Genomic DNA, 24331 nt, shown 5'->3' on the forward strand with positions numbered 1-24331 from the left:
AGGACCTGCCGCATATTGGGGCAAGTCCTTTCTTTTATCATAAGGAAGTTTGCTGCTCTCTCTCAAGCATTTCCTCTTTGGTATATATGATTTTCATTGGATTCCCCCCAACGAAAGCTCCCTCCGGAACATCCTTATGGACAAGCGTCCCCGCAGAGACAATCGCCCCATTACCAATTGAAAGTCCTGGAAGAATGGTCGAATTCGCGCCAATCAATACTTCATCGCCAATGACCACTTCTCCTAAACGATATTCATGAATCAAATATTCATGAGCAAGGATCGTCGTATTATAGCCAATGACAGTATTTATTCCGACCGATATTTTTTCCGGAAACATCACATCCGGCATGACCATCAAGGCAAACGAAGTATGCTTCCCGACCTTCATATGTAAAAAAGTCCTGTATAGCCAATTCTTCATGCCCAGAAAAGGCGTGTAACGCGCTATCTGTATCACCACAAAATTCTTGACGACTTTCCAGAATGGAACGGTCTTAAATACATGCCATAGTGAATTGGCCCCTTCAACTGGATAGCGGGACGTGCGCCTCATTTTTTTCTAGCCTCCGTGAGTTTTTCAACCTCAACGATATTCAATAAATCCGCCATCTGCTCAAGCATATAATCAGGGTGATAGCTTTCCAGGAATTCACGGCCTTTAATGGACCAGGAGACCCCTGCCGTTTTTGTACCTGTATTTTTCCCGCCCATGATATCATGATAACTGTCGCCAATCATGATCGCTTCTTCAGGGACCGAACCGAGTTGATGTAAAGCTTTTACCAAAGGCTCTGGGTCCGGCTTTGCCTTTTCCACCTCATCCAGTGTGACCACCACTTCAAAGAACTGATCCAGTTTGCTTAAACGCAGGCCCTTTTCGACGACATCACGCTTCTTTGTCGTAACGACTGCCAATTTATAACCGCTCTGCTTCAGCGTTTGAACGGTTTCGAACACCCCGTCAAATTGTGTGACAAGCAAATCATGGTTCCTCCAATTATGCTCCCGATAGTATGCGATCATTTCATCCACACGTTTTGGATCAATGGAAGAAAACGTATCGACCAAAGTCGGTCCGATAAATGGAATGATATCTTCCCGCTTGTACTTTCCAGGACAAAAGTGGTTTAAAGTTTCTGTAAAAGAGGCGATGATCAATTCATTTGTATTAATCAACGTACCATCAAGATCAAATAATAATGTAGTTATGTTACTGTTCATATACAGCTTCCTTTCTCTGTACCCTATCAGTCCGATTCCATATATACCCAACGACCATCGTTAAAACAATGGCAGTGAGCAGCCGAATAAGTAACAGCGGCAAGACCGGAATCCCCAGCGGAATAAAAATCAGTGTGTCTTCTACAACAGCATGGCAGGCAACTAAAAAGATGAATGCAATCGTCATATCCTTCTTCGAAACATTATCCTCTTTAGCCGCTTGAATCATTACGCCTGCGCCATATGCCAAACCGAGAGTCAGGCCTGTAACGAAAGGCATGGAAGCATTCGGCTTCATCCCCAGGACCTTCATGAAGGGAGCAAGGGTCTTCGAGAAGGCTTCCAGCCACTTTAAATCCTTCATGATTTGAACCGCCACCATGAGCGGAATAACGATGACCGCCAGCTGGCCAATTCCTGAAAGGGCCTGGATGACCCCACGCAAAAGGATTGCTCCCGTTCCGTTAATCTCTGCTGCCTCCCCGATAGCCGTTCCTTGGGCCATTTCAGATCCGCCCTGCCAAACAAGATTGATGACGACCGCGGACAAAAGCGCAAGCCCGATCCGTACTGTTAGAATGACCCACAGCTTGACACCGGTTTTCATCGCCACACCTGACTCAATCAATAAATTATGTGAAAAAGATAGCATCATAGCGATGATAAAAACTTCTTTCACAGTCAAATCAAGCGTTAATATGCCAGCAATCGCTGCGTATAAATTCAGGAAATTCCCTAATACAAGAGGAATTGCAGCATCCCCTGGAAGACCGATGAGATTCATCAAAGGCGCTATCAAGTTGATGATGAACGGCAATACAGGCGTATATTGAAGCACAGTGACGATCAGAGTAACCGGAAATATCACTTTCCCCAAAGACCAGGTTGTATTCAAGCCTGAAAGAAGTCCCTTTTTAACCGAATCCACTATCACTATGCCCTCTCCCTTTTCACATATTACCTATGCATCTAAATATCTTTTGTCTGCATGCCCGCGGACCCTTCTATAGATTACTAAAGCAATGGCTACAGCTATCAACACTATCGAAATCACTTGTGCGATACGCAGTGACTCCGTCAGCATCAAACTGTCCGTCCGCAATCCTTCGATGAAATAACGTCCAATGGAATACCATATTACATAGGTTAAAAACAGTTCCCCCCTGCGCAAGTTCACTTTCCGTAAACTTAAGAGAATTATGACTCCGAGGATATTCCAAATCGATTCATACAAGAAGGTCGGGTGATAATACGTACCGTTTATGTACATTTGATTTATGATGAATTCAGGCAAATGCATATTTTCAAGGAATGACCTTGTTACTTCTCCCCCATGCGCTTCCTGATTCATGAAATTACCCCAACGGCCAATCGCCTGCCCCAACAATAAGCTCGGTGCAGCAATATCCACCAGCTTCCAAAATGAGACCTTCTTGACCTTTGCAAAAACGATTGCAGTCAGCACAGATCCGATCAACGCACCATGTATGGCAATTCCGCCATTCCATATTTTTATGATATCCCCCGGGTTTTGTGAATAGTACTCCCATTGGAAGATCACATAATAAATACGGGCACTAATAATCGCGATCGGGACAGCAAACAAAATCAAATCAGTAAATATTTCCTTATCAAGACCTCTTCGCTCAGACTCCCTTAATGCGATAATAAGTCCCAATAACACACCAAAACCGATGATTAGCCCATACCAATGTACCTGGATGGGCCCTAGATCAATCGCTATCGGATTCAGCGGCTGTATTCCTTGTTCCATTTTGTCCCCTCTTTTCCTATAACCTTTTAAAATTCATCATGTTCCGGATCTGCAATGGCATGGTTCAAGCGATCCGAAAACTGTTCTGCAGCATTTACTCCCATTCGTTTCAGACGGTAATTCATGGCTGCCACTTCAATGATAACAGCTAAATTTCGCCCTGGACGGACAGGTACGGTAATTTTCGTCACTTCCGTATCGATGATTTTCATTTTCTCTTCATCAAGGCCAACCCGGTCATACTGCTTATTTTTTTCCCATAGTTCCAGATTGATGACGATTGAGATCTTTTTATTGCTGCGGACTGCACCAGCTCCAAAAAGTGTCATTACATTTATGATTCCCAATCCCCTAATTTCAAGAAGATGTTCGATTAAATCCGGGGCATTCCCGACCAGTGTATCTTGATCTTCCTGCCTGATTTCGACGCAGTCATCGGCTACGAGACGATGACCCCGTTTCACTAATTCCAGGGCTGTCTCACTTTTACCGACTCCGCTTTTACCGGTGATCAACACACCTAAACCATAGATATCCACCAATACACCATGAACGGCAGTGGTTGGCGCCAACCTGCTTTCAAGGAAATTGGTCAGACGGCTGTATAACCTTGTCGTCTTCATATTGGATCTCATCACAGGAACGGATTCCCGCTCAGAAGCTTCGATCAATTCTATCGGCACTTCCTGACCACGCGTAATGATGATGCCTGGAGTGAAGTCCCGGCACAACTCTTCCATCCTCTGTATTCGATCCGGTTCATTCAACCGATTAAAAAAGGACATCTCCGTCATACCTAAAAGCTGTACTCGATCTGCTGGATAATAATCAAAAAAACCGGCTATTTCAAGTCCGGGACGAGATAAATCACTCGTGACGATCGGTCGGTTAATTCCTTCTTCCCCACTGATAAGTTCTAGACCGAACGCTTCTACTATATCCTTTGTACGGACTTTTGCCATATATCTTTCCTCCTTCTGGAGCGATGCTATTTTTTGAGATACTTTTTCTATTTTAGCATTTTTCTGTTAATAACCAAACAATGCATTATCGATTTATCGTTTTTTTATTCACTACGCACGGATTGGCACGTGAACAGGAAAGAGATGAGGATGAACATAAATAAAAGAAAGCCCTTTTATATTGGCCGGCTCACTTTGGAGACGAAAGGGATAGGAAAACGTATCTTTCATCAAATGATATTCCCGAACCCAATCCAAGCACCCCCTTAGGTGTGGTTTCGCTAAAAATTGCATGTTGATTTCCGCTCCAGTCACTCGCTTATCCAGAGGCGGTCGTGGAGCCTGCTCGGCTTGCGCCTGCGGGGTCTCCCCTAGACGCACTTTTCCCGCAGGAGTCTCGTACCTCCCTCTCCAATCAACCTTATTATTAAATTTTGAACAATCCATAAAAAAATGCAGGCAAACTCGTTTTCCATCGAGTTTGCCTGCATTTTGCGCCGCCAGTGAACTTCCCTTTTCAGGAAACCGTTATTGCTGCAGTCTTCGTTTCTGCAAAAACATGAAGCACAGGAACCTCTTCTTTAACCGTCTTGAACTTAAGGACCTTCTGAACCACATCACTTTTCTCTTCGATGATGGTCATCCCTTCCAAAGTTACATTAAAGCTTCCTAAATTGGATTTCAACTCTCCTTCGATCGCCTTGCCTGGAGGCAGGGTCAGCTGGACTTTTCCAGTGACTGACTTAGCATGGATCGAATCGCAATCCATTCCTGAATTCGTACAGATGACTTCACCATTGAACGTTTGAACATCCAATTTCTTGAAGTACCCATCGGCATTAATTGCTCCATTCAAAGTCTCGGCTTCCAAGTCATTAAAATTGGTATCTGAAATGGTGATCATCCCGTTACCAGTTTCAAGCTCACAGAAATCACCCGTACCCTGCATGATATGAATGGCACCATTCGCCGTTTTCGCTTTAAAGTTCTCTGATTTCAATGATTCAGCCGTGATTGCGCCATTGAACATCCTTACATGAATGTCCTCATATTCCTTTCTTGGAATGTACATGGTCGTATCAACCTTAATGGATTTTTCACGAACCTTGAACTTCAATTTTCCATTTTCAATCGTGAAATCGACTTCTTCCAAAAAGTTTTTCCTGGCTTCTTCTATATCTTCCACACGGTATACCTTAGCTTGGCATTCCACCCGGACATCATCATGGTCCCATGCGGCGATTTTCATTTTCCCATTTGCTATATCTACATCAACTACATTCAGGAAATCTTGATCATGCTGGAAAATATGACTGACCTCCACAGATTTCCCGAAATTGAAATCAAGATCCGTTTCTTTGATTTTCTTAAAAGCACTTTCAACGAAATCCATAATCTTTTCTTTCGATGACTGGATATTCTTCTTAAACGTATCCTGATTGCTTCCTTCGCTTTTCTTATCCACGACTACTGTCGATAATTCATTTTGCAATTTCTGCTCTTTAGCTTCACTTTCCTGACTGGCTTTATCTAATTCTTCCAATAGGCCCATGGCTTCTTCCGCTGATAACTTTCCATCCTGAATCATTTCTAAAATTTTCTTTCTTTCCTCCTGCATGAACATTCCTCGCTTTCTTCTATCATTTTATTCATACATACGCCTAGATATCTAAAAAGTTTCATAAATACCGTTTTTCCCATCATTCGACAAACGAAAATGACAATTTTCGAAAAGGAAGATGTTTGATTTCCCCGGAAATATCTTGTTTTCCCATTCTTTAATCAAATGATTGATTAAATGCACACCGTCATTTTTCTACAAAAAAACAAGCCTGATGGCTTGTTCAAGACTGTAGATAAACTCGAAGAAAAGCCAGTTTGCCTGCAGTTTTTATTTAAAAACGTTCCAATTGATTTCAGAAATCCGCTCCCCGCCGACAGTCTGCCAGGCCACCTCACCGCAAGCGGCTGTGGGGTATTGGCTAGCCAGTTATTCGGCAGGAGTGTCGCAAATTTCTTCAATCCAATAAGGATTACTGTAAAAAACCATTAAGGAAAATCTAGTCTTGGTTTAAAATCATGGTTCGGCATTAGACCGTTCCGAACCCTTTTTGTCTAAAACCTTAATAAGCCTGATGGCTTGTTCTTTTAAGCATGTTCATGCTCTATTTCTTTTTCTTCAATCCAATTTTCCATACGAATTTGATCACGGGTAAGTACAGGTTTTAAGTATTTTCCCGTATACGATTCGGAAACTTCACATATCTTTTCAGGTGTTCCATAAGTGACGATCGTACCGCCCTTATCTCCGCCTTCCGGTCCCAGGTCAATAATATGGTCCGCCGTCTTGATGACATCCAGATTATGTTCGATCACCAAAACTGTATCCCCATTGTCAACCAGCCGCTGAAGCACCTGGAGCAGCCTTGCTATATCGTGGACATGAAGTCCGGTAGTCGGTTCATCCAAGATATAAAATGAGCGCCCAGTGGAACGGCGATGCAATTCAGAAGCGAGTTTCACCCTTTGCGCTTCACCGCCTGATAAAGTGGTGGCAGGCTGTCCAAGCTTGATGTAACCCAAACCAACGTCATAAATCGTTTGCAGCTTCCGTTTGATTTTTGGGATATTTTCAAAGAAACTTACGCCTTCCTCGACTGTCATATCGAGGATGTCGGATATATTTTTCCCTTTATATTTCACTTCAAGTGTTTCCCGGTTATAACGCTTACCATGACAGATTTCACATGGGACATATACATCTGGGAGAAAATGCATTTCAATCTTGATAATGCCATCACCTCGGCATGCTTCACAGCGGCCGCCCTTCACATTGAAACTGAACCTGCCTTTTTTATAACCGCGTATCTTCGCTTCATTAGTCGAGGCAAATACGTCACGAACATCATCGAATACACCCGTATAGGTTGCTGGATTCGATCGTGGGGTCCTGCCAATTGGTGATTGGTCAATATCAATGACTTTATCTAAATGCTCAACTCCCTTAATCTCGCGGAAATCACCTGGTCTGGCTTTTGCCCGATTCAGCTTTTGAGCCAAAGATTTATGGAGGATTTCATTCACTAATGTACTTTTCCCTGATCCAGATACTCCTGTAACGGCTGTAAAGACCCCAAGTGGGAATTTCACATTAACGTTTTTCAGATTATTTTCCTTAGCACCTTTTATCTCAATGACACGGCCATCATTTTTCCGGCGTTCCAATGGCAATGGAATGAATTTCTTCCCTGCCAAATATTGACCCGTTAAGGATTTAGGATCATTCATGACCTCTTCCGGAGTACCGGCGGCCACTATTTCCCCTCCATGCGCTCCGGCTCCTGGACCAACATCAATCAAATAATCCGCAGCAATCATCGTATCTTCATCATGCTCGACAACAATCAGGGTGTTCCCGATTTCGCGCATATTCTTCAATGTTTCGATCAAACGGTCGTTATCCCTCTGATGCAGCCCTATTGAAGGTTCATCCAAAATATAGAGGACTCCAGTTAAACGGGAACCAATCTGCGTCGCCAATCTTATACGCTGCGCTTCACCGCCGGATAATGTTCCCGCTGCCCTGCTCAACGTCAAATATTCCAAACCTACATTAGCCAGGAAACCGAGCCGCTCACGAATTTCACGTAAAATCAATCTCGCAATTGCCGCTTCCTTTTCAGTCAAATCAAGCTCATCGAAAAATACTAACGCATCTTCCACTGATAAAGCTGTCGTTTCACTTATATGGACCCCTTGAATGAGCACGGAAAGACTCTCTTTCTTCAAACGGTGACCCTTACAGGTTGGACAGTGATGTTCTGACATGTATTTCTGCATTTGCTCACGAATATAGTCTGAACTCGTCTCCCTGAAGCGCCTTTCGATGTTTCTTAAAACTCCTTCAAATGGAATATATCCTTCTTGCACTCTTCCAAAATCATTTTTATAACGGAAATATATCTTATCTTTACCTGAACCAAGCAAGACCTTATCCATCTTCTCTTCCGGTAAATCTTTAACGGGCACATCCATATCTATTCCATAATGGTTGGCTACCGCTTCAAGGAGCTGAGGATAATATTGAGAACTCGTCGGCTCCCATGGCGCAATCGCATGTTGACGGAGGCTTAATTCGTTATTCGGGATGACGAGATCACGGTCCACCTCAAGCCTCGCCCCCAAGCCATCACAATCCGGACAGGCCCCGAACGGGCTATTGAAGGAAAACATCCTCGGCTCTAACTCTTCAATCGAAAATCCGCAGTATGGACAAGCATGATGTTCACTGAAAAGCAGCTCTTCCTCACCCATTACGTCAATGATGACTTTGCCTTCGCCAAGCTGTAAAGCACTTTCCAATGAATCTGCAAGCCTGGCCATGATCCCCTCTTTAATGACGATCCGGTCAATGATGACTTCAATCGAATGTTTCTTATTTTTTTCGAGAGTGATTTCCTCACTGAGATCATGCATTTCCCCGTTCACACGAATGCGGACATAACCTTGTTTCTTAACATCCTCCAAAACCTTCGCATGCGTCCCTTTTCTGCCTGAGACGAGCGGTGCCAATACTTGAAGCTTGGTTCTCTCAGGGTAATCAAGAATGCGGTCCACCATCTGTTCGATCGTTTGTGAGGTGATTTCAATATTATGGATCGGACAGGTCGGCCTGCCGACCCGTGCAAATAACAGCCTTAAATAATCATAGATCTCCGTAACAGTCCCTACAGTTGAACGAGGATTCCGACTGGTCGTTTTCTGGTCTATGGAAATGGCTGGTGACAAGCCTTCGATCGCATCGACATCCGGTTTATCCACTTGGCCTAAGAATTGACGAGCATAAGCGGACAGTGATTCCACATAACGTCTTTGCCCTTCTGCATAAATCGTATCAAAAGCCAAGGAAGACTTTCCAGATCCGGATAATCCGGTAAGCACAACAAGTTTGTCTCTCGGTATCGTGATATCAATATTCTTTAAATTGTTGGCCCTGGCGCCTTTTATCACAATTTTATCCATTGCCATGTTTCGTCACCCTTCCGCTTTTAACTCTAGTAATAAATCACGCAGCTCGGCAGCTCGCTCGAAGTCCAGTGCCTTTGCCGCTTCCTTCATTTCTTTTTCCATGCTTGCCATCACTTTTAAACGCTCTTTTTTAGGGAGCTTCGCAAGGCTTGGTGCAAGATCTTCCTTATACTCTTCGCCTTCTTCGGCTACATGCGTCGCCCTTATGGAGTCACGGATATCCTTTTGAATGGTTTGAGGCATTATTCCATGCTCTTCATTATACTTCTCCTGGATTTCACGGCGCCGCCTCGTTTCATTGATGGCAATTTCCATCGAATTCGTGATGCGGTCTGCATACATGATGACATGGCCGTTGGCATTACGGGCTGCACGGCCCATCGTTTGAATAAGCGAACGTTCCGAGCGAAGGAACCCTTCCTTATCGGCATCCAGAATGGTCACTAACGACACTTCCGGAATATCCAGGCCTTCCCTTAAAAGGTTGATCCCAACGAGTACATCATATTTGCCCATTCGGAGTTCCCGGATGATTTCTATCCTTTCCAAGGTCTTCACTTCCGAATGAAGATATTGGACCTTGATGCCGATTTCCTTTAAATAATCAGTTAAATCTTCAGACATCTTTTTCGTCAAGGTCGTTATGAGTACACGCTCGTTATTTTTGACGCGCTCCTGTATTTCACCGATCAGGTCATCTATCTGCCCTTCAATCGGCCGCACTTCTACCGTCGGATCCAGCAATCCGGTAGGACGGATGATTTGCTGAACCATTTCTGGTGTATGTTCGAGTTCATATGGTCCCGGAGTTGCCGAAACGAATATGGATTGATGGACCTTTTTTTCAAATTCTTCAAATCTTAGCGGGCGGTTATCTTTCGCAGACGGCAGACGGAAGCCATGGTCGACGAGCACTTGCTTCCGCGCCTGATCTCCATTGAACATTCCGCGGATTTGCGAAAGGGTTACATGTGATTCATCCACGACCAATAGGAAATCCTCTGGAAAGTAATCTATTAAAGTGTATGGTGTCGCACCTGAGGGACGAAGCGTCAAATGGCGGGAATAGTTCTCGATCCCAGAACAAAAGCCCATTTCCCGCATCATTTCCAAATCATAGCGGGTCCGCTGCTCCAAGCGCTGTGCTTCAAGGAGCTTTTCATCTTCCCTTAATTCCTTCAGTCTCTCTTCCAGTTCCGTTTCGATATTTTGAATGGCTATCCGCATTTTCTCTTCGCGGGTTACGAAGTGGGAAGCCGGGAAAATGGCGATATGTTCCCGTTCACCGGTAATTTCACCGGTCAGGGCATCGACTTCACGGATACGGTCGATCTCATCCCCGAAAAACTCGACCCGTACACAATGTTCATCACGAGAGGCCGGGAAAATTTCGACGACGTCGCCGCGAACGCGGAAGGTCCCCCGTTGGAAAGCAATATCATTCCTCTCATATTGAATATCCACGAGTCTGTGCAGCAAGGCATTCCGGTCTATTTCCATGCCAGTTCGGAGGGAAACGACCATCTCCCGGTACTCTTCAGGAGAACCGAGTCCATATATGCACGAAACACTGGCAATGATAATGACATCTTTCCTTTCGAACAAAGATGATGTGGCCGAGTGACGCAGTTTATCGATTTCATCATTGATGCTTGCATCTTTTTCGATGAATGTATCCGTGGATGGAACATAAGCCTCTGGCTGGTAGTAATCATAATAGCTAACGAAGTATTCGACGGCATTATTAGGGAAGAACTCTTTGAACTCACTGTAAAGCTGCCCTGCCAACGTTTTATTGTGGGCAATGACAAGAGTCGGTTTATTGATCTTTTGGATCACATTGGAAACGGTGAACGTTTTCCCTGTACCCGTTGCCCCCAATAGCGTCTGCATTTCCTTGCCTTCCTTAATCCCTTCGACCAGCATTTCAATTGCTGCCGGCTGATCTCCTTGAGGAGAGTATTTTGAGACTAACTCAAACTTATCCTTCACCAAGCATGGCCTCCTATTGAAATATTTTTATATGAAAACGGGACATGCCTATATCCCTTCTATTTATTCCGGTTTAATAAAGCATATATACACATTCTACCACAATAGCCTTAAAACAAACCAGCAATAAGCGAACATCCATTCGATTTTTGTTTTAATGAACTTCATGATGTGTTGAGGGGAATGACAAGTATGAGTACAAAAAAAGCACCTTTGATGTCAGGCGCTCTTGGATGTACGTTTCATCATTCTTTTTGATAACCAAAATCCCACTGTCAGGGATAAGGCATCGACGATGATCAATAAGTTTGTATGCGTATAACCTTTATATGCGGAAGCTGTAATCAAGGCAACAGTTAAAACAAGGCCTACGACATTGTTATAGGTGACTCTTGAAAATAGCATGACAAGTAGACAAGGAAGGAAAAGGGCAGAAAGAATTTTAATCATTTTTTCATCTCCTTTATAAGAGAAAAATAGAGTAGTTTCAGTTTAAATGATTATGAAGTTTTTTGCCAATCAATTTCCTGCTTGATTTTAAAAAGGCATCCTTGGAAGAGCATCCACACATCCATTAATTATGCCCATAAAAAAAAGAGGCAAACCCCTTTATAAGGAAGTTTGCTTCTTTTCAGTTCAATCAATATGGATCCGCTCCATGTCCTTTTCTAACGGCTTCCTCAGGGTTATCCGTCCCACCCAGTGGTTTTGAAGATTCCGTATGTTCGGAGGCCGCGGCCAGTCCCTCTTTCAACCTGCGGCCATACTCCTCATCGGCCTCTTCGGCAAGTGCTATCATTTTTTCCTGAATGCGTTTGTCGGCAGGAGCCAATGCCGCCACTAAATTGGAAATTAAATCGTCTTTTTCCCAATCCTCGAATTCCCGGTACGTTTCCCCGGCCTGTTTCGTATTGTTTTGGCGATCGATTGTCTCACGGACAAGTTTCCCTTCCACCATAGGTGTATACTCTTTGCCCGTTTGATTGGCTTCCTTCAAGCCGCCGACAGTGGATGGTTCGTAGTTGATGTGGGGGCTTTGGCTGCCTCTGCCAACTTCATATTGCATCTGTCCGCCAGTCTGATTCGTGGCAGTTCGTTTCTTTGGAGCATTGATCGGCAGTTGCAAATAATTAGCGCCAACACGGTGACGCTGTGTATCGGAATAAGAGAATGTACGTCCCTGTAACATCTTGTCATCAGAAAAATCCAGTCCATCCACTAGGACACCGGTTCCGAATGCAGCCTGTTCGACTTCAGTGAAATAGTCTTCAGGGTTTTTATTCAATACCATCGTACCGACATGCAGCCATGGGAACTCATCTTTCGGCCAGATCTTCGTATCATCCAGCGGATCGAAATCCAATTCAGGATGATCATCATCACTCATGATCTGTACGTTGAGATCCCATTCCGGATAGTCCCCGCGTTCGATCGCTTCATATAGATCCTGTGTGGCATGATTGAAATTCGTAGCTTGAATTTCATTGGCCTCTTGCTGCGTCAGGTTCTTGATCCCTTGTTTCGGTTCCCAATGATACTTGACGAGCACCGCCTTCCCTTCCTCATTCACCCATTTATAAGTATTGACCCCTGATCCTTGCATCATGCGGTAGTTAGCTGGGATGCCCCATGGGGAAAACACAAAGGTAACCATATGGAATGTTTCAGGCGAACTCGAGCAAAAATCGAAAATTCTCCTGCCGTCCTGAATATTCGTGACCGGATCCGGTTTGAATGCATGAATCAAATCCGGGAATTTCATGGCATCACGGATAAAGAAAATTTTCAGGTTATTGCCTACAAGATCCCAGTTTCCATCTTCCGTATAAAATTTAACGGCAAATCCCCTTGGGTCACGTAACGTTTCCGGGGACGTCCCTCCATGAATAACAGATGAAAATCTCACGAATACCGGGGTTTTTTTACCTTCTTCCTGAAAAACCTTCGCTCTCGTATATTTTGAAATCGGCTCGTCCCCCGCTTTACCTGTCGGAACGAAATAACCATGCGCACCTGCACCGCGGGCATGCACAACACGTTCAGGGATGCGCTCCCTATCGAAGTGGCTGATCTTTTCCAGGAAATCATAGTTCTCAAGTGTACTAGGACCTCTGTTCCCTACAGTTCTTAGACTTTGGTTATTCGTAACCGGGTGCCCTTGCCTGTTCGTTAATGTTTCATTCGTTTCATCATTTGTTTTTTTTGATTTATCAGACAAAAAAATCCCTCCTTTGTTAATAAAGGCCACAATACTACTATACTTTCCCCCATTTCCTATATTTAACTCTTCGGTCTTCAAAATTTAATTGAAATTAGGTAAATAAGTACTTTTCCCCTATATATCGATGAGCCTATTTTCATGCCATCAACGACTTGAAGAGTTTAGTAGTTGGAGTGAGCATACCCATTTTTGTATAAGTCAACATCACACCACTATAATGAAATGAGGATAAAAAATTTAAAAAGCGGGGTGCCTTCATTGGACGAATCAATAATAGGAAGACTTGGCAGGGTGATGACAGGAAAAACCAGTCGTTGGGTTGTCATTGCCGCATGGATAATTGCAGCAATCGCATTAACCTTCACATTGCCTGCCGTTAATGATCGAACAGCAAATAATGCTTCAGACTTGCCTGAAGACTCGCCTTCTGTCGTGGCTGATGAACTTATTAAAGAAGAGTTTCCAAATTCCTCTGGAATACCTGCCCTGCTTACATGGCATCGGGAAGGTGGACTGACAGAGGCCGACTTGGCTGAAATCCAGTATCTTTCAAAGGAACTGACAGATAATCCATTAACACAGCAATCTTTCTTACCGCCGCTTCATGAAATTCCGTTGCCTGCTCTTAAAGGATCGGTTTCAGAAGATGGAACGACTTTCGTACAGCCGCTTTTCTTTAAAGAAAAGACCGAGACTGAAATTCTCAGAAAAAATCTTGAAAGCATTAATGAAGCAGTAACGGAGCGCATTGGAACGGACCCATTCAAGGTCCCGACCGATTCAGATGAATTATCCCTTCGAGTGACAGGCCCTGTAGGGATATCAGTCGATGCGACGGGTTTATTTTCAGGTGCTGATTTCAAATTGCTTTTAGCGACAGTAATACTTGTACTTGTCGTATTATTACTCATTTACCGCTCTCCGCTTTTAGCCATAATTCCTTTAATCGGAGTAGGCTTCGCCTATATTGTCACAAGCCCGATCCTTGGCTTCATGGCAGATCATGGTTGGATTACAGTCGATTCACAGGCCATTTCAATCATGACCGTATTATTATTCGGTGCCGGAACGGACTATTGCCTATTTTTAATTTCTCACTACAGAAGTGAATTAAGGAATCATGAAAGCAAACGGGAAGCCATGATCGCCGCATTTAAAGATTCATCAGGCGCCATTGCGATGAGCGGCCTAACGATTGTCATCTCCCTGCTAACATTGCTTGTAGCCAAATACGGAGCCTACCACCGTTTCGCTGTACCATTCAGCTTGTCGATTTTAATCATGATGCTGGCAGCTTTAACACTTGTACCTGCATTGCTTTCTGTATTCGGAAGGGCTTCCTTCTTCCCAATCGTCCCGCGTACACCTGAAATGGCAGAAGCACGGGCCAAGAAAAAGGAAAAAGCCGTCAAAAAGCATAAAGAAGGCCGCATCGGTAACTGGATTGGCCATATCGTCACAACCAAGCCATGGACCGTCATTCTTACATGCCTGATCATCTTCAGTGTTTTAGCTGGATATTCTTCACAAATAAAATATTCATATGATATTCTCTCTTCCTTCCCTGAAGATATGAACTCCCGTGAAGGCTATTCTGTCATTTCCGACTCGTATTCACCAGGCGAACTGGCACCGGCGACAGTGGTTGTCGATACGGATGGTGAAGATATTGATTTAGCACCGGCATTAAAAGGGATGGATATTGTGGAAACTGTTGCCGATCCAGTCTCAAGTAAATCAAATAAAGATCTGCAATCCTATGAGGTCACATTCAACATCAACCCATATGATATCGAGGCCATAGATTCCATTCCGGAAATCCGCACAATGGCGGAGAAAGAATTGAAAGCCGCCAATATATCTTCCGTAGATGAAAAGGTTTGGGTTGGCGGGCAGACTGCGACTCAATTCGATAAAAGGGATACCGTCAAATCCGATGAATTCTTGATCATCCCGATCATCATCGTCCTGATTTCCCTGCTCCTTTTAGCCTACTTGCGATCTGTGACAGCCATGGTGTATTTAATGGGGACAGTCATTCTATCATTCTTTGCAGCTATGGGGTTAGGTTGGATTATCCTGCACTATTTCATGGGTGTCGATGCGATAGAGGGGACAATTCCACTTTATTCTTTCGTATTCCTGGTCGCACTTGGAGAAGATTATAATATTTTCATGGTTTCAAGCATTTGGCGTAAGAAAGAAACGATGCCAATCAAGCAGGCCATCAGAAAGGGCGTTGCCGAAACTAGCGGTGTCATCACCTCCGCCGGAATAATCCTGGCAGCCACTTTTTCCGTTCTAGCCACACTTCCGATTCAAGTATTGGTCCAATTCGGGCTCATTACCGCCCTTGGTGTGTTAATGGACACATTCATTGTGCGCCCGTTCCTTGTTCCTGCAATCACCTCCCTCCTTGGCCGCCGTGCTTTTTGGCCGGGTAAAGTGACCAATCAAGAAGAGAAAGAACAGGCCAATTAATAAAGATGTCCGCTTTACCCTTCTTCATTAAAAACCCTGTGCCCCATAAATGCACAGGGTTACAAAAGGGTTTTTACTTGAAATTTCAAAACAAAGTCGTTTGTAACGGAAGGTGCGAGACTCCTGCGGGAAAAGCGCGTCGAGGGGAGACCCCACAGGCGCAAGGCGCCGAGGAGGCTTCCTGACCGCCCGCGGAAAGCGAGTGCCTGGAGTTGAAATCATCATTCGAGTTTGTCTATAGTCTGAAAACCCTGTGCCCCATAAATGCACAGGGTTTTTCATGTTTTCAAAATTAAGGAAAACTTTCAGTTGACACTATTGCTTTCAGCTCTTATAATTACATTAAGTTAAGATATCTCAAATTAAAGATATATAAATTCAAGATTAATAATCAGGAGGAATAAATATGACAAATACAAAATGGATAGTCGACCCGACTCACAGCGCTATTGAATTTTCCGTAAAACATATGATGATCGCCAAAGTAAAAGGAAGTTTTAATAAGTTCGAGGCAAGCATTCTAGCAAACCCATCGGATCTAACGACTGCAGAGATTGATTTTACCGTTGATGTGGCCAGTATCGACACACGCAATGCAGACAGGGACAATCACTTACGTTCCGCTGACTTCTTTGATGTAGAAAAAAACCCTACATTAACATTCAAATCAACGAAAATCGTGAAAACGGATGAAGATGAATACGATGTAACTGGAAATGTGACTCTTAATGGAGTTACACAAGAAGAAACTTTCAGCATCACCTTCGAAGGCCAAGGGAAAGATCCATGGGGAAATGAAAAAGCAGGCTTCAGCGGAAAAGGGAAAGTCAAACGCAGTGATTATGGTCTAACCTATAACGCGGCATTAGAAACAGGCGGCGTACTGATCGGCGATCAAATCACGCTTACCATCGAAATCGAAGCAGCTAAAGAAGCTTAAAGAAATAAAGAAGCAGCCATCCCTAGGATGGCTGCTTCTTTTTGCATTTACTGGAATTACGAATTCCTCGTTTTATATAGTAAATAAATGAAGTATGGTGCCCCGATGCTCGCTGTGAAGACACCAGCCGGTATTTCCAAAGGTGAGAATAAAGTCCGTCCAATCAAATCCGCCACCATAACCAGGATGCCGCCAAGCAAAGCCGAAGTCGGCAGTAACACTCCAAAACTAGAACCAACCAGCCTTCTGGCCATGTGCGGTGCCATTAATCCCACAAACCCTATTCCCCCAGCAAAAGCTGTGGAACCGCCAATCAAGGCCGTACTGATCATCAATAATGTAAACCGCTGTTTTTGGACATGCCCCCCAAGCCCCGTTGCCAGGTCATCGCCTAGCTCCTGTAAATTAATATTCCTGGCATACAGGAAGGCAATTAACAGGAATAGAATCGTCCATGGTGCCAGTACAGCGATATTATTCCAAGTGGAGGTGGACACTGACCCGGTGATCCAAAGGTTTGCCTGGCTCGCTTGATAGACTGGACCAAGAATCATCATCATCGTGGTGAGCGCCTTCATTAAAGCCATCACCCCAATCCCGATCAACACAAGCCTGATCGGGGGAACCCCATTTTTCCAGGCTAATGAATAAACGAGTAAGGCCACGACTGTCGCCCCAATGAATGCAGCTACCGGCAGCCAATTGATGCTCACCGTTAATGAATGGTTCTTATCGCTAAAAATGGCCAAGAATCCAACGACCGCTACAGTCGCTCCTCCCGTAATCCCCAAGATATCAGGAGAAGCAAGTGGGTTTCTAATCATCCCTTGAAGGATACCCCCAGCTACAGCAAGGCCCATCCCTACCAACAGGGCAACAATTATTCTAGGCAGGCGGAAAGATTGGATAATAAGCCGGTCGCTCTCCGTCCCCCCTCCGATAAAGACCTGGAGAACGCTTAGCGGATTTATATTCATTTCACCCACTCCAGTACTGATCACAAACACTAGTGAAGTGACTAAAAATAATATGAAAATCACGATCATGGCTTTTTTATCCATCAAGAATGATATTTTTTCATTAAACAAACGAAAGCTCTTATATGACTTCATCGACCGCTGAACCCCTTTCTAGCTATATAAATAAAGAATGGGGTCCCGATTATGGCTGTCATGACTCCAACCGGAACTTCGCGAGGCATCAGGATATACCTGGATATGACATCGGCTGCAATCAAAAGCACCGCCCCGAAAAGTCCAGAGAAGGGAATCAACCAGCGATGATCGATGCCAACTATAGAACGGGTAAGATGCGGAACGACGATTCCTATAAAGCCAATCGGACCCGCAACCGCTACTGATCCGCCAGAGAGCAGGATGATTGCCAGCCCCAGGACCAGTTTAAGGAATACTATATTCAGTCCAAGACCCTTTGCAACATCTTCACCCATGGATAACACATTCATTTTACCGGACATGATCAAGGCAAGGACCCAGCCTGCGGCAAGATAAGGCAGGACGGCAACTAAATTGTCCAGGCTTCTACCGGAAACGGATCCGGCAAGCCAGAATAGGACTTGCTCTAAAAGAGCCTCATTAGAAACAAGAAGACCTTGTGTAAGTGAGGCTACCATCGCTGTCATGGCTGCACCTGCCAATGTCAGCTTCATCGGTGTCAAGCCGCCGCGTCCCATGCTTCCAATCATAAATATGCTTATCGCGGCTATGGCGGCCCCTAGGAATGACAGCCATGTGAATACTTGAAGATTGCTTATCCCAAAAACGGTGACACCAGTGACCACCGCCAATCCCGCACCGGCGTTGACTCCGAATATATCCGGGGAGGCGAGGGGGTTTTTAGTTAGCGTTTGCATCAAAACCCCGGAGATGGCTAAACTTGCACCGATGGCCGAAGCAATCAGGGCACGCGGAAGTCTGACTGATTGAATGACAATGTGCTCATTCGTCCCATTGAAATCGGTAAAAGCATCGATGGCCATTTTCCATGTTGTATCCGTATAACCGTATACAATGCTTGAGCACAGTAAAAACAGCAGCAAAAGAATGGTAATGAGCAGCCCCATCCATTTCTGCCATGAATTTTTTAATAACATATCCAGTTACCTTTCCAATCACGTTTGTATATCAGTATTTAATTCAATTGTACTGGCGTTAACAGGATTATGTCAACGAATTTGAGAATCATTTTCAATTATATATTGACAGAAAAGTATATTCATTTTATGATGATGCTGTTAAGTGCGAATGATTATCATTTGCTGACAAATTGGGAGGGATACATAGATGTTTAGATTTAAGTCTTTATTAACGCTTTTTACAATATTTGCAGTCTTCCTTCTAGCAGCTTGCGGGAATTCGGATGAAAAGGCCGATGGAAATAAAGCTGAAGACAAGAAAGAGGATAAAAGCTACACAATTAAGCATGCCATGGGCACTGCCGAGTTGAAAGAAACGCCTAAAAGAGTCGTCGTTTTAACAAATGAAGGTACTGAAGCATTGATCGCTTTAGGAATTAAACCTGTTGGTGCCGTTCAATCATGGCTTGGTGACCCTTGGTACGACCATATTAAAGATGATATGGATGGGGTCGAAGTCGTTGGTGTTGAACATGAAGTTAACTTAGAGAAAATCGCATCACTGAAGCCTGACTTGATTATCGGAAGCAAGATACGCCAAGAAGCTGTTTATGATAAATTAAATGCAATCGCCCCTACCGTTTTCTCGGAAACGCTAAGAGGAGATTGGAAAGAGAACTTCAAACTTTATGCAAAAGCCTTGAACCTTGAAGAAAAAGGTAACGATGTAATTGCGGAATTCGATAAAAATACTGAAGATCTTAAAGCTAAATTGGGTGATAAAGTAAATCAAGAAGTTTCCATTGTTCGTTTCATGGCTGGAACTACTCGTATTTATTACACAGATTCATTCTCTGGAGTGATTTTCGATCAATTAGGATTTAAACGTGCAGAACAACAGAAGGAACTTTTCACTGCAGATAATAAATTAGGCAACCTTGCCATTGAGGTTGGAAAAGAAGTCATCCCTAAAATGGATGGAGATATTCTCTTCTACTTCACCTACGCTCCTGAAGGCGACAAACAAGCCCTAAGCACAGCAAAAGAATGGACGAATGATCCACTTTGGAAAAACCTTGATGCAGTCAAAAACGGAAATGCCCATGAGGTCAGCGACGCAACATGGAATACAGCTGGCGGAGTAATTGCAGCTAATAAAATGCTGGAAGATATAGAAAAAATCATGCTTGAAAAGTAATAACACGTTTCCATCGAAAAAGGCCTTTCTCGATATAATTCGAGAAAGGCCTTTTATTTTATATCATTAACCCACTTGTCCGCTTTCCTTCAATTGATCGTCAACGAACAAGAGGCCCAGTTCGTAATGCTCCCCGTCAAATAGAGCTCTTTGCACAAAACGAATCTGTTCATTATTATCGATGACCTCGAGCTTGCAATGTGCCCGGTTTATTTGTAGCGCCCTGTATAGCTCTTCTTCTTCCCTGACGACGACCCCATTTATTTTCGAAATGACCTCGCCTTTTTGCAACCCCATTTTATCTGCCGGAGATTGAGGGATAACGCCTAAGATCTGGACACCCAGCTTACTTTTCGAAAAATAAAAAGGAAGCTTTTGATCCATTGCCTTTTGGGAATGATGCAGGAATTCACGGCAAAGGATTGCCAAAACAACCGTTATGATTGCCAATGGAGGGTACCAGTAACCAGCTGCAGCCAATACCGTAATCACAATTCCCAATGCCCCTACCTTTTTGCCTTGCGCCTTAATTGCCAGTTCCGGGAGCGTCCCATGAACTTTTTGCTCAAAGCCGATTAAAATGGGCAGTACGATCGGCGACAGGTACATGTCCCCGATTGTAAAAACCGGATACCATTCGAAAGGCGCTGGAAGTTGTCCTCCAGGAATCATAACGAACATGGGAATTAGCCAGACCCGCTGTGAAACATACACACCTATCGGCTGCCCCCTTTTGGATACCTCCAAGTGAGGAGAGACCTTTTTACTTCCATTAGCAACAATCAAAAACCCTTCAGCAATCAGTAATAACCCCATTAAAATAACAAGTGTCGGATATACGGACCGATCTAGCTGATTAAGGGAATCCTGAAATAACGTCAGCTCGATATCTCTATCATATAGAAAGAACAGGATAAAGAAAGTGAGCCCCATTGTATAAACGGGGGAAACAAACCTCTTTTTCATGGATAGCATCGCCAAAACCGTAACCACTGCCATGATGGACATTGCCGCCAAAGGAATGGCGAGTCCGGTGGCCAGCGTGAGGAAGGAAAGGATCAATCCCCCTATCAATCCTAGAGGCAGCATGGAACGCAGCTCCATGGAAAAACTGTAGATCTTCGTATTAAAATCATGGCGTTCCCGTTTAACGCGAAGATAGCCGATGAATAAGCAATAGGCAATCGAAACATAAAGCAAAGGGTGAAGGAAAAGTTTTCCCAATCCCATTAAGCATGCAATCAGCCAATCCGTTGTCAATTTCTTTCCACCATCCTCAAAAGTAATCAAAATTTTGTCAAACTTCGTTCTGGTCAGTTACCTCCTATTCTATCAAAAATGTAGCCTCCATGCCTATTAAGATGCAGAAAAATTAGGTTTATCTCAAGTTGGCAGGCAAGGAACGATTAAATGCAAAAGAGGCACCGCTCCAAGGGGAACGATGCCATCAAGTTACTTCACTAAATAATTCAAAGCCGTGCGTAACTGGATATCATTATCTTCATCCTGGATCTTTTCCAGAATGGCGGATTCCAGATGCGCTGCTGTTTTAGCATCCAGCTTACCGGTCACTTCCAGGCCGAATTGTTTTTGGAATGCCTTTACTGCGATTTCTGTACTCCAATCATAATATCCATCCTCACGACCCGGTTCAAATCCGAGTCCTTTCAGAATGCTTTGGGCATACTGGATTTGTTCATCATTCATATCCCGCTCCAACACCTTCTCAATCGCCAGCTGATGGGCATTAAAATACTCCGGTTGTTTAACTTTGATCGTCGGTTCGATCCCTTTTTTATGGATCCAGTTCCCTGAAGGAGTCAGCCACTTATATAACGTAAGTTTAATCTTACTGCCATCACCCATTGGTACAGCTTGCTGTACTGTGCCTTTACCGAAAGTCTTCTCGCCAACCAATGGATAGCCTCCCGCCTCTTGCATGGCGCCAGCCAGGATTTCCGAGGCAGATGCGCTCCCTTTATCCGTCAAGACGGCAATGGGATAACTTTTCGCTTTCTTAAGGCTTGTGAAAAACGATTGTGTTTCCCCCGTTCTTTCGGCAATTTGCAAATAGGGCTTGTCTTTTGTGATGAACTCGCCAAGAATCGTTTCCACACTGGAAAGAAGGCCGCCTGGATTGCCGCGTACATCTATGACCAAGCCCTTGATTCCCGTCTTTTCCAGCTTCTTAATCTGCTTTTTGAAATCACTTGCAGTATTTTCCGAGAATGTGGTCAACTCGATATAACCGATTTGTTCTCCGCCGACTTCCTTAATTGATGAAAATACGGTATCCAATGGAATTTCGGCGCGCACCATGCTGAATTCAAGTGGATTATCAATCCCTTCCCGCTTTATTTCCATTTTGACGGGTGACCCTTTTTCGCCGCGGATTTTCAGGCGTGTTTCATACAGATCCAGCCCTTCTACACTTTCACCATTCACCTTCAGGATTTGATCTTTCGGCTTTAATCCAGCTTTTTCTGCAGGCGAGTCTTTGTAAGGAGAAACAATGATGACCTTACCATCTTCCATTCCGATTTCAGTCCCGATCCCTTCAAAAGAGGAGTCCAGGGTTTCATTGAATTGCTTAGCGGTCTCCTTGTCCATATATACGGAATAAGGATCTTTCAGCGCTGACAGCATGCCTTGGATGGCACCCTCAACCAGGTTGGAGCCATCCACCTGCTCTACATACTGACTTACGATTAAGCCGTAAGCTTGTTCCACTTTTGCCCATTCCTTATCCTTCGATATTTCTTGGCTTTCATCCTTTGCTTCATTCTTGGCCGGAAGGCTTGTCCAATATATGCCCCCCACTGCTCCAATGGCTAGTGACATGATGATTGCTAGAGGAAGTACCCATTTTTTGACCATATTTATCCCCATTTCTGACCTGATATGTATTTCACTATATGAGGGGAATGAAAAGAATATGCTTATAGAAAATGGTGACACTACATAAAAAAACAGACAAGGAATTTATCCTTGTCTGTTTTTCAATTGATATATTGGGTATTAGATATTTACATAGTTTAATGGATTAACAGCATTTGACTTGCTATAATTCCATGGGCCTTTATGTAGCTCAAAGTGTAAATGCTGACCGAAGGAATGGCCTGTGTTACCCATGATGCCCACTTGTTGACCTTTGGCAACTACAGCACCTTCGCCTACTTGTCTAGAACTTAAGTGTGCATACACAGTAGTCCATTGCTGACCGCTGATCGAGTGGGTAACGAAGACGACATTACCGTATGTACTTGAGAAGTAAGAACGGCTTACGACCCCGTCGGCTGCCGCTACAACCGGAACCGTTCCGCTAGCAGCTATATCGATGCCGGCATGCTGTTTATTCCAGCGTTCACCCATTGTTGAAGATACATATCCTGCACTAGGTCTAGTGAAAGTACCCGATGATACGGCTGGCGCTTGACTTACATTAGACGAAGCGGGTGAAGATGATGATGAACTGTTGCTTTTTGCACTATATCCTGAAGAAGTGGATTGTTTTTTTGTTTCGGTTGCCTGTGATGCTTGTGATGCTGCTTGTGCAGCCGCTTGTGCAGCTTCTTGCTCTGCACGTTTTTTCGCTTCGGCTGCCGCTTTTTTACGAGCTGCTTCCAATTCGGCAAGACGTTGATGTTCCAAGCTGATGGCTGATTTGATGGCTTTTTCTTGAGCAGCAAGATTCGCTTTTTCTTCCTCTAGACCCATCTTCTCATGTTCATGCTTTTCAGTTTGTTGCTTTAATTTTTTAACCAATGCATCCTTTTCTTGCTTCTGCTGTTTTTGTTGCTTTTGAATTTCCAATAGTTCAGCTTTTGCCACTTCTAAACTGGCAAGCTTCGTTTCAACGGCTTTTTGCTTTTCTTCGAGATCCTTTTTATCCAGCTCATGCTGCTTTAAAATATCGCGGTCGGCTTCAGCGATTGTCGCTACAGCTCCGACACGGTCAACTAAATCCCCAAAACTGGATGATCCGAATAATACTTCAAGGTAGTTCACGTCCCCGCCAGTCTCCTGGAAAGAAAGTGCCCTTTCCTTCAATACTTCATTACGTTTCGCGATCCGCTCTTTTAATACTTTAATCTCTTCTTTCAATGCCTCGATTTCTTTTTTCGTTTGTGTAATTTCAGCATTTTTAGCATCGATTTTTTTTGCGGACTCTGCGATTTTCGCTTCAATGGCAGCTATTTGGTCTTCTGCTGTCATTTGCTTATCCTGCAGGCTATCGATTTTCTTTTCCGTGTCGGAAATATTCGATTCAACACCTGAACGTTTTTCCTGGATGGATTCTTTCTGTTTCTCTAAATCCGATATAGACTCAGCATAAACCGAAGGTGCCGCCAGAATGCTTCCCAACCCGATCATGATGGAGGCATTCATGGCAATGATATTTTTTTTCACGTTTCA

18 protein-coding genes are annotated in these 24331 nt (G+C 44.0%); 3 read left to right on the forward strand and 15 right to left on the reverse strand.

The window, feature by feature from the left end:
- Positions 1–37: 37 nt before the first annotated feature.
- From AC0VX1_RS25250 to AC0VX1_RS25295, 10 genes are all read right to left on the reverse strand, one after another.
- Positions 38–556 carry an acyltransferase gene (locus AC0VX1_RS25250; protein WP_034309938.1) on the reverse strand — a complete coding sequence of 173 codons (519 nt, stop codon included), beginning with the start codon at positions 554–556 and terminating at the stop codon, positions 38–40.
- A complete protein-coding gene (gene ppaX / locus AC0VX1_RS25255; protein WP_057278119.1) occupies positions 553–1224 on the reverse strand; it encodes a pyrophosphatase PpaX in 672 nt (223 codons plus the stop codon). The genes AC0VX1_RS25250 and ppaX overlap by 4 nt, the downstream gene beginning before the upstream one ends.
- On the reverse strand, positions 1214–2158 hold the full coding sequence (locus tag AC0VX1_RS25260; RefSeq protein WP_475469500.1) for a nucleoside recognition domain-containing protein: 945 nt from the start codon (positions 2156–2158) through the stop codon (positions 1214–1216). The genes ppaX and AC0VX1_RS25260 overlap by 11 nt, the downstream gene beginning before the upstream one ends.
- Positions 2159–2185: 27 nt before the next feature.
- Positions 2186–2998 (reverse strand): prolipoprotein diacylglyceryl transferase, encoded by an 813-nt coding sequence (gene lgt / locus AC0VX1_RS25265; protein ID WP_096339397.1) that lies wholly within the window; start codon positions 2996–2998, stop codon positions 2186–2188.
- 26 nt (positions 2999–3024) lie between these two features.
- Positions 3025–3960, reverse strand: coding sequence for an HPr(Ser) kinase/phosphatase (gene hprK / locus AC0VX1_RS25270; RefSeq protein ID WP_034309933.1), 936 nt, complete (start codon positions 3958–3960; stop codon positions 3025–3027).
- A gap of 517 nt (positions 3961–4477) precedes the next feature.
- Entirely contained in the window at positions 4478–5578 is a 1101-nt protein-coding gene (locus AC0VX1_RS25275) for a DUF4097 family beta strand repeat-containing protein (protein WP_034311618.1), read from the reverse strand.
- Between the two features lie 530 nt (positions 5579–6108).
- Entirely contained in the window at positions 6109–8988 is a 2880-nt protein-coding gene (gene uvrA / locus AC0VX1_RS25280; protein ID WP_475469501.1) for an excinuclease ABC subunit UvrA, read from the reverse strand.
- 6 nt (positions 8989–8994) lie between these two features.
- Positions 8995–10980 (reverse strand): excinuclease ABC subunit UvrB, encoded by a 1986-nt coding sequence (gene uvrB, locus AC0VX1_RS25285; RefSeq protein ID WP_413021704.1) that lies wholly within the window; start codon positions 10978–10980, stop codon positions 8995–8997.
- Positions 10981–11199: 219 nt separating this feature from the next.
- On the reverse strand, positions 11200–11430 hold the full coding sequence (locus tag AC0VX1_RS25290; protein ID WP_034309928.1) for a CsbA family protein: 231 nt from the start codon (positions 11428–11430) through the stop codon (positions 11200–11202).
- 190 nt (positions 11431–11620) lie between these two features.
- The gene (locus tag AC0VX1_RS25295; RefSeq protein WP_475471890.1) at positions 11621–13204 is read right to left on the reverse strand and encodes a catalase; all 1584 of its coding nucleotides are present in this window, start codon (positions 13202–13204) and stop codon (positions 11621–11623) included.
- Between the two features lie 219 nt (positions 13205–13423).
- Here AC0VX1_RS25295 and AC0VX1_RS25300 point away from each other — a divergent pair, with 219 nt between their 5' ends.
- Both AC0VX1_RS25300 and AC0VX1_RS25305 read left to right on the forward strand, forming a co-directional pair.
- Positions 13424–15682, forward strand: a complete 2259-nt coding sequence (locus AC0VX1_RS25300) for an MMPL family transporter (RefSeq protein WP_475471892.1) — start codon at positions 13424–13426, stop codon at positions 15680–15682.
- A 406-nt stretch (positions 15683–16088) separates the two neighbouring features.
- Positions 16089–16622 carry a YceI family protein gene (locus AC0VX1_RS25305; protein ID WP_053536834.1) on the forward strand — a complete coding sequence of 178 codons (534 nt, stop codon included), beginning with the start codon at positions 16089–16091 and terminating at the stop codon, positions 16620–16622.
- A 56-nt stretch (positions 16623–16678) separates the two neighbouring features.
- On the opposite strand, the gene AC0VX1_RS25310 is transcribed toward AC0VX1_RS25305, so the two are convergent.
- Positions 16679–17734 (reverse strand): FecCD family ABC transporter permease, encoded by a 1056-nt coding sequence (locus tag AC0VX1_RS25310; protein WP_057278123.1) that lies wholly within the window; start codon positions 17732–17734, stop codon positions 16679–16681.
- Entirely contained in the window at positions 17731–18735 is a 1005-nt protein-coding gene (locus AC0VX1_RS25315) for a FecCD family ABC transporter permease (protein WP_106027015.1), read from the reverse strand. Before AC0VX1_RS25315 ends, AC0VX1_RS25310 begins: the two co-directional genes overlap by 4 nt.
- A 190-nt stretch (positions 18736–18925) precedes the next feature.
- Between AC0VX1_RS25315 and AC0VX1_RS25320 the strand changes: the two genes are divergently transcribed.
- The gene (locus tag AC0VX1_RS25320) at positions 18926–19915 is read left to right on the forward strand and encodes an ABC transporter substrate-binding protein (RefSeq protein WP_475469502.1); all 990 of its coding nucleotides are present in this window, start codon (positions 18926–18928) and stop codon (positions 19913–19915) included.
- Positions 19916–19981: 66 nt separating this feature from the next.
- Here AC0VX1_RS25320 and AC0VX1_RS25325 read toward each other — a convergent pair whose 3' ends face one another.
- The 3 genes from AC0VX1_RS25325 to AC0VX1_RS25335 all read right to left on the reverse strand — a co-directional run bounded on the left by AC0VX1_RS25325 (position 19982) and on the right by AC0VX1_RS25335 (position 24325).
- The gene (locus AC0VX1_RS25325) at positions 19982–21175 is read right to left on the reverse strand and encodes a PDZ domain-containing protein (RefSeq protein ID WP_475469503.1); all 1194 of its coding nucleotides are present in this window, start codon (positions 21173–21175) and stop codon (positions 19982–19984) included.
- 192 nt (positions 21176–21367) lie between these two features.
- Positions 21368–22792 (reverse strand): S41 family peptidase, encoded by a 1425-nt coding sequence (locus AC0VX1_RS25330; protein ID WP_475469504.1) that lies wholly within the window; start codon positions 22790–22792, stop codon positions 21368–21370.
- A gap of 141 nt (positions 22793–22933) precedes the next feature.
- On the reverse strand, positions 22934–24325 hold the full coding sequence (locus AC0VX1_RS25335; protein WP_057278128.1) for a murein hydrolase activator EnvC family protein: 1392 nt from the start codon (positions 24323–24325) through the stop codon (positions 22934–22936).
- Positions 24326–24331 lie beyond the last annotated feature (6 nt).

The organism is Peribacillus sp. QJM3NY_7, assembly GCF_056173225.1.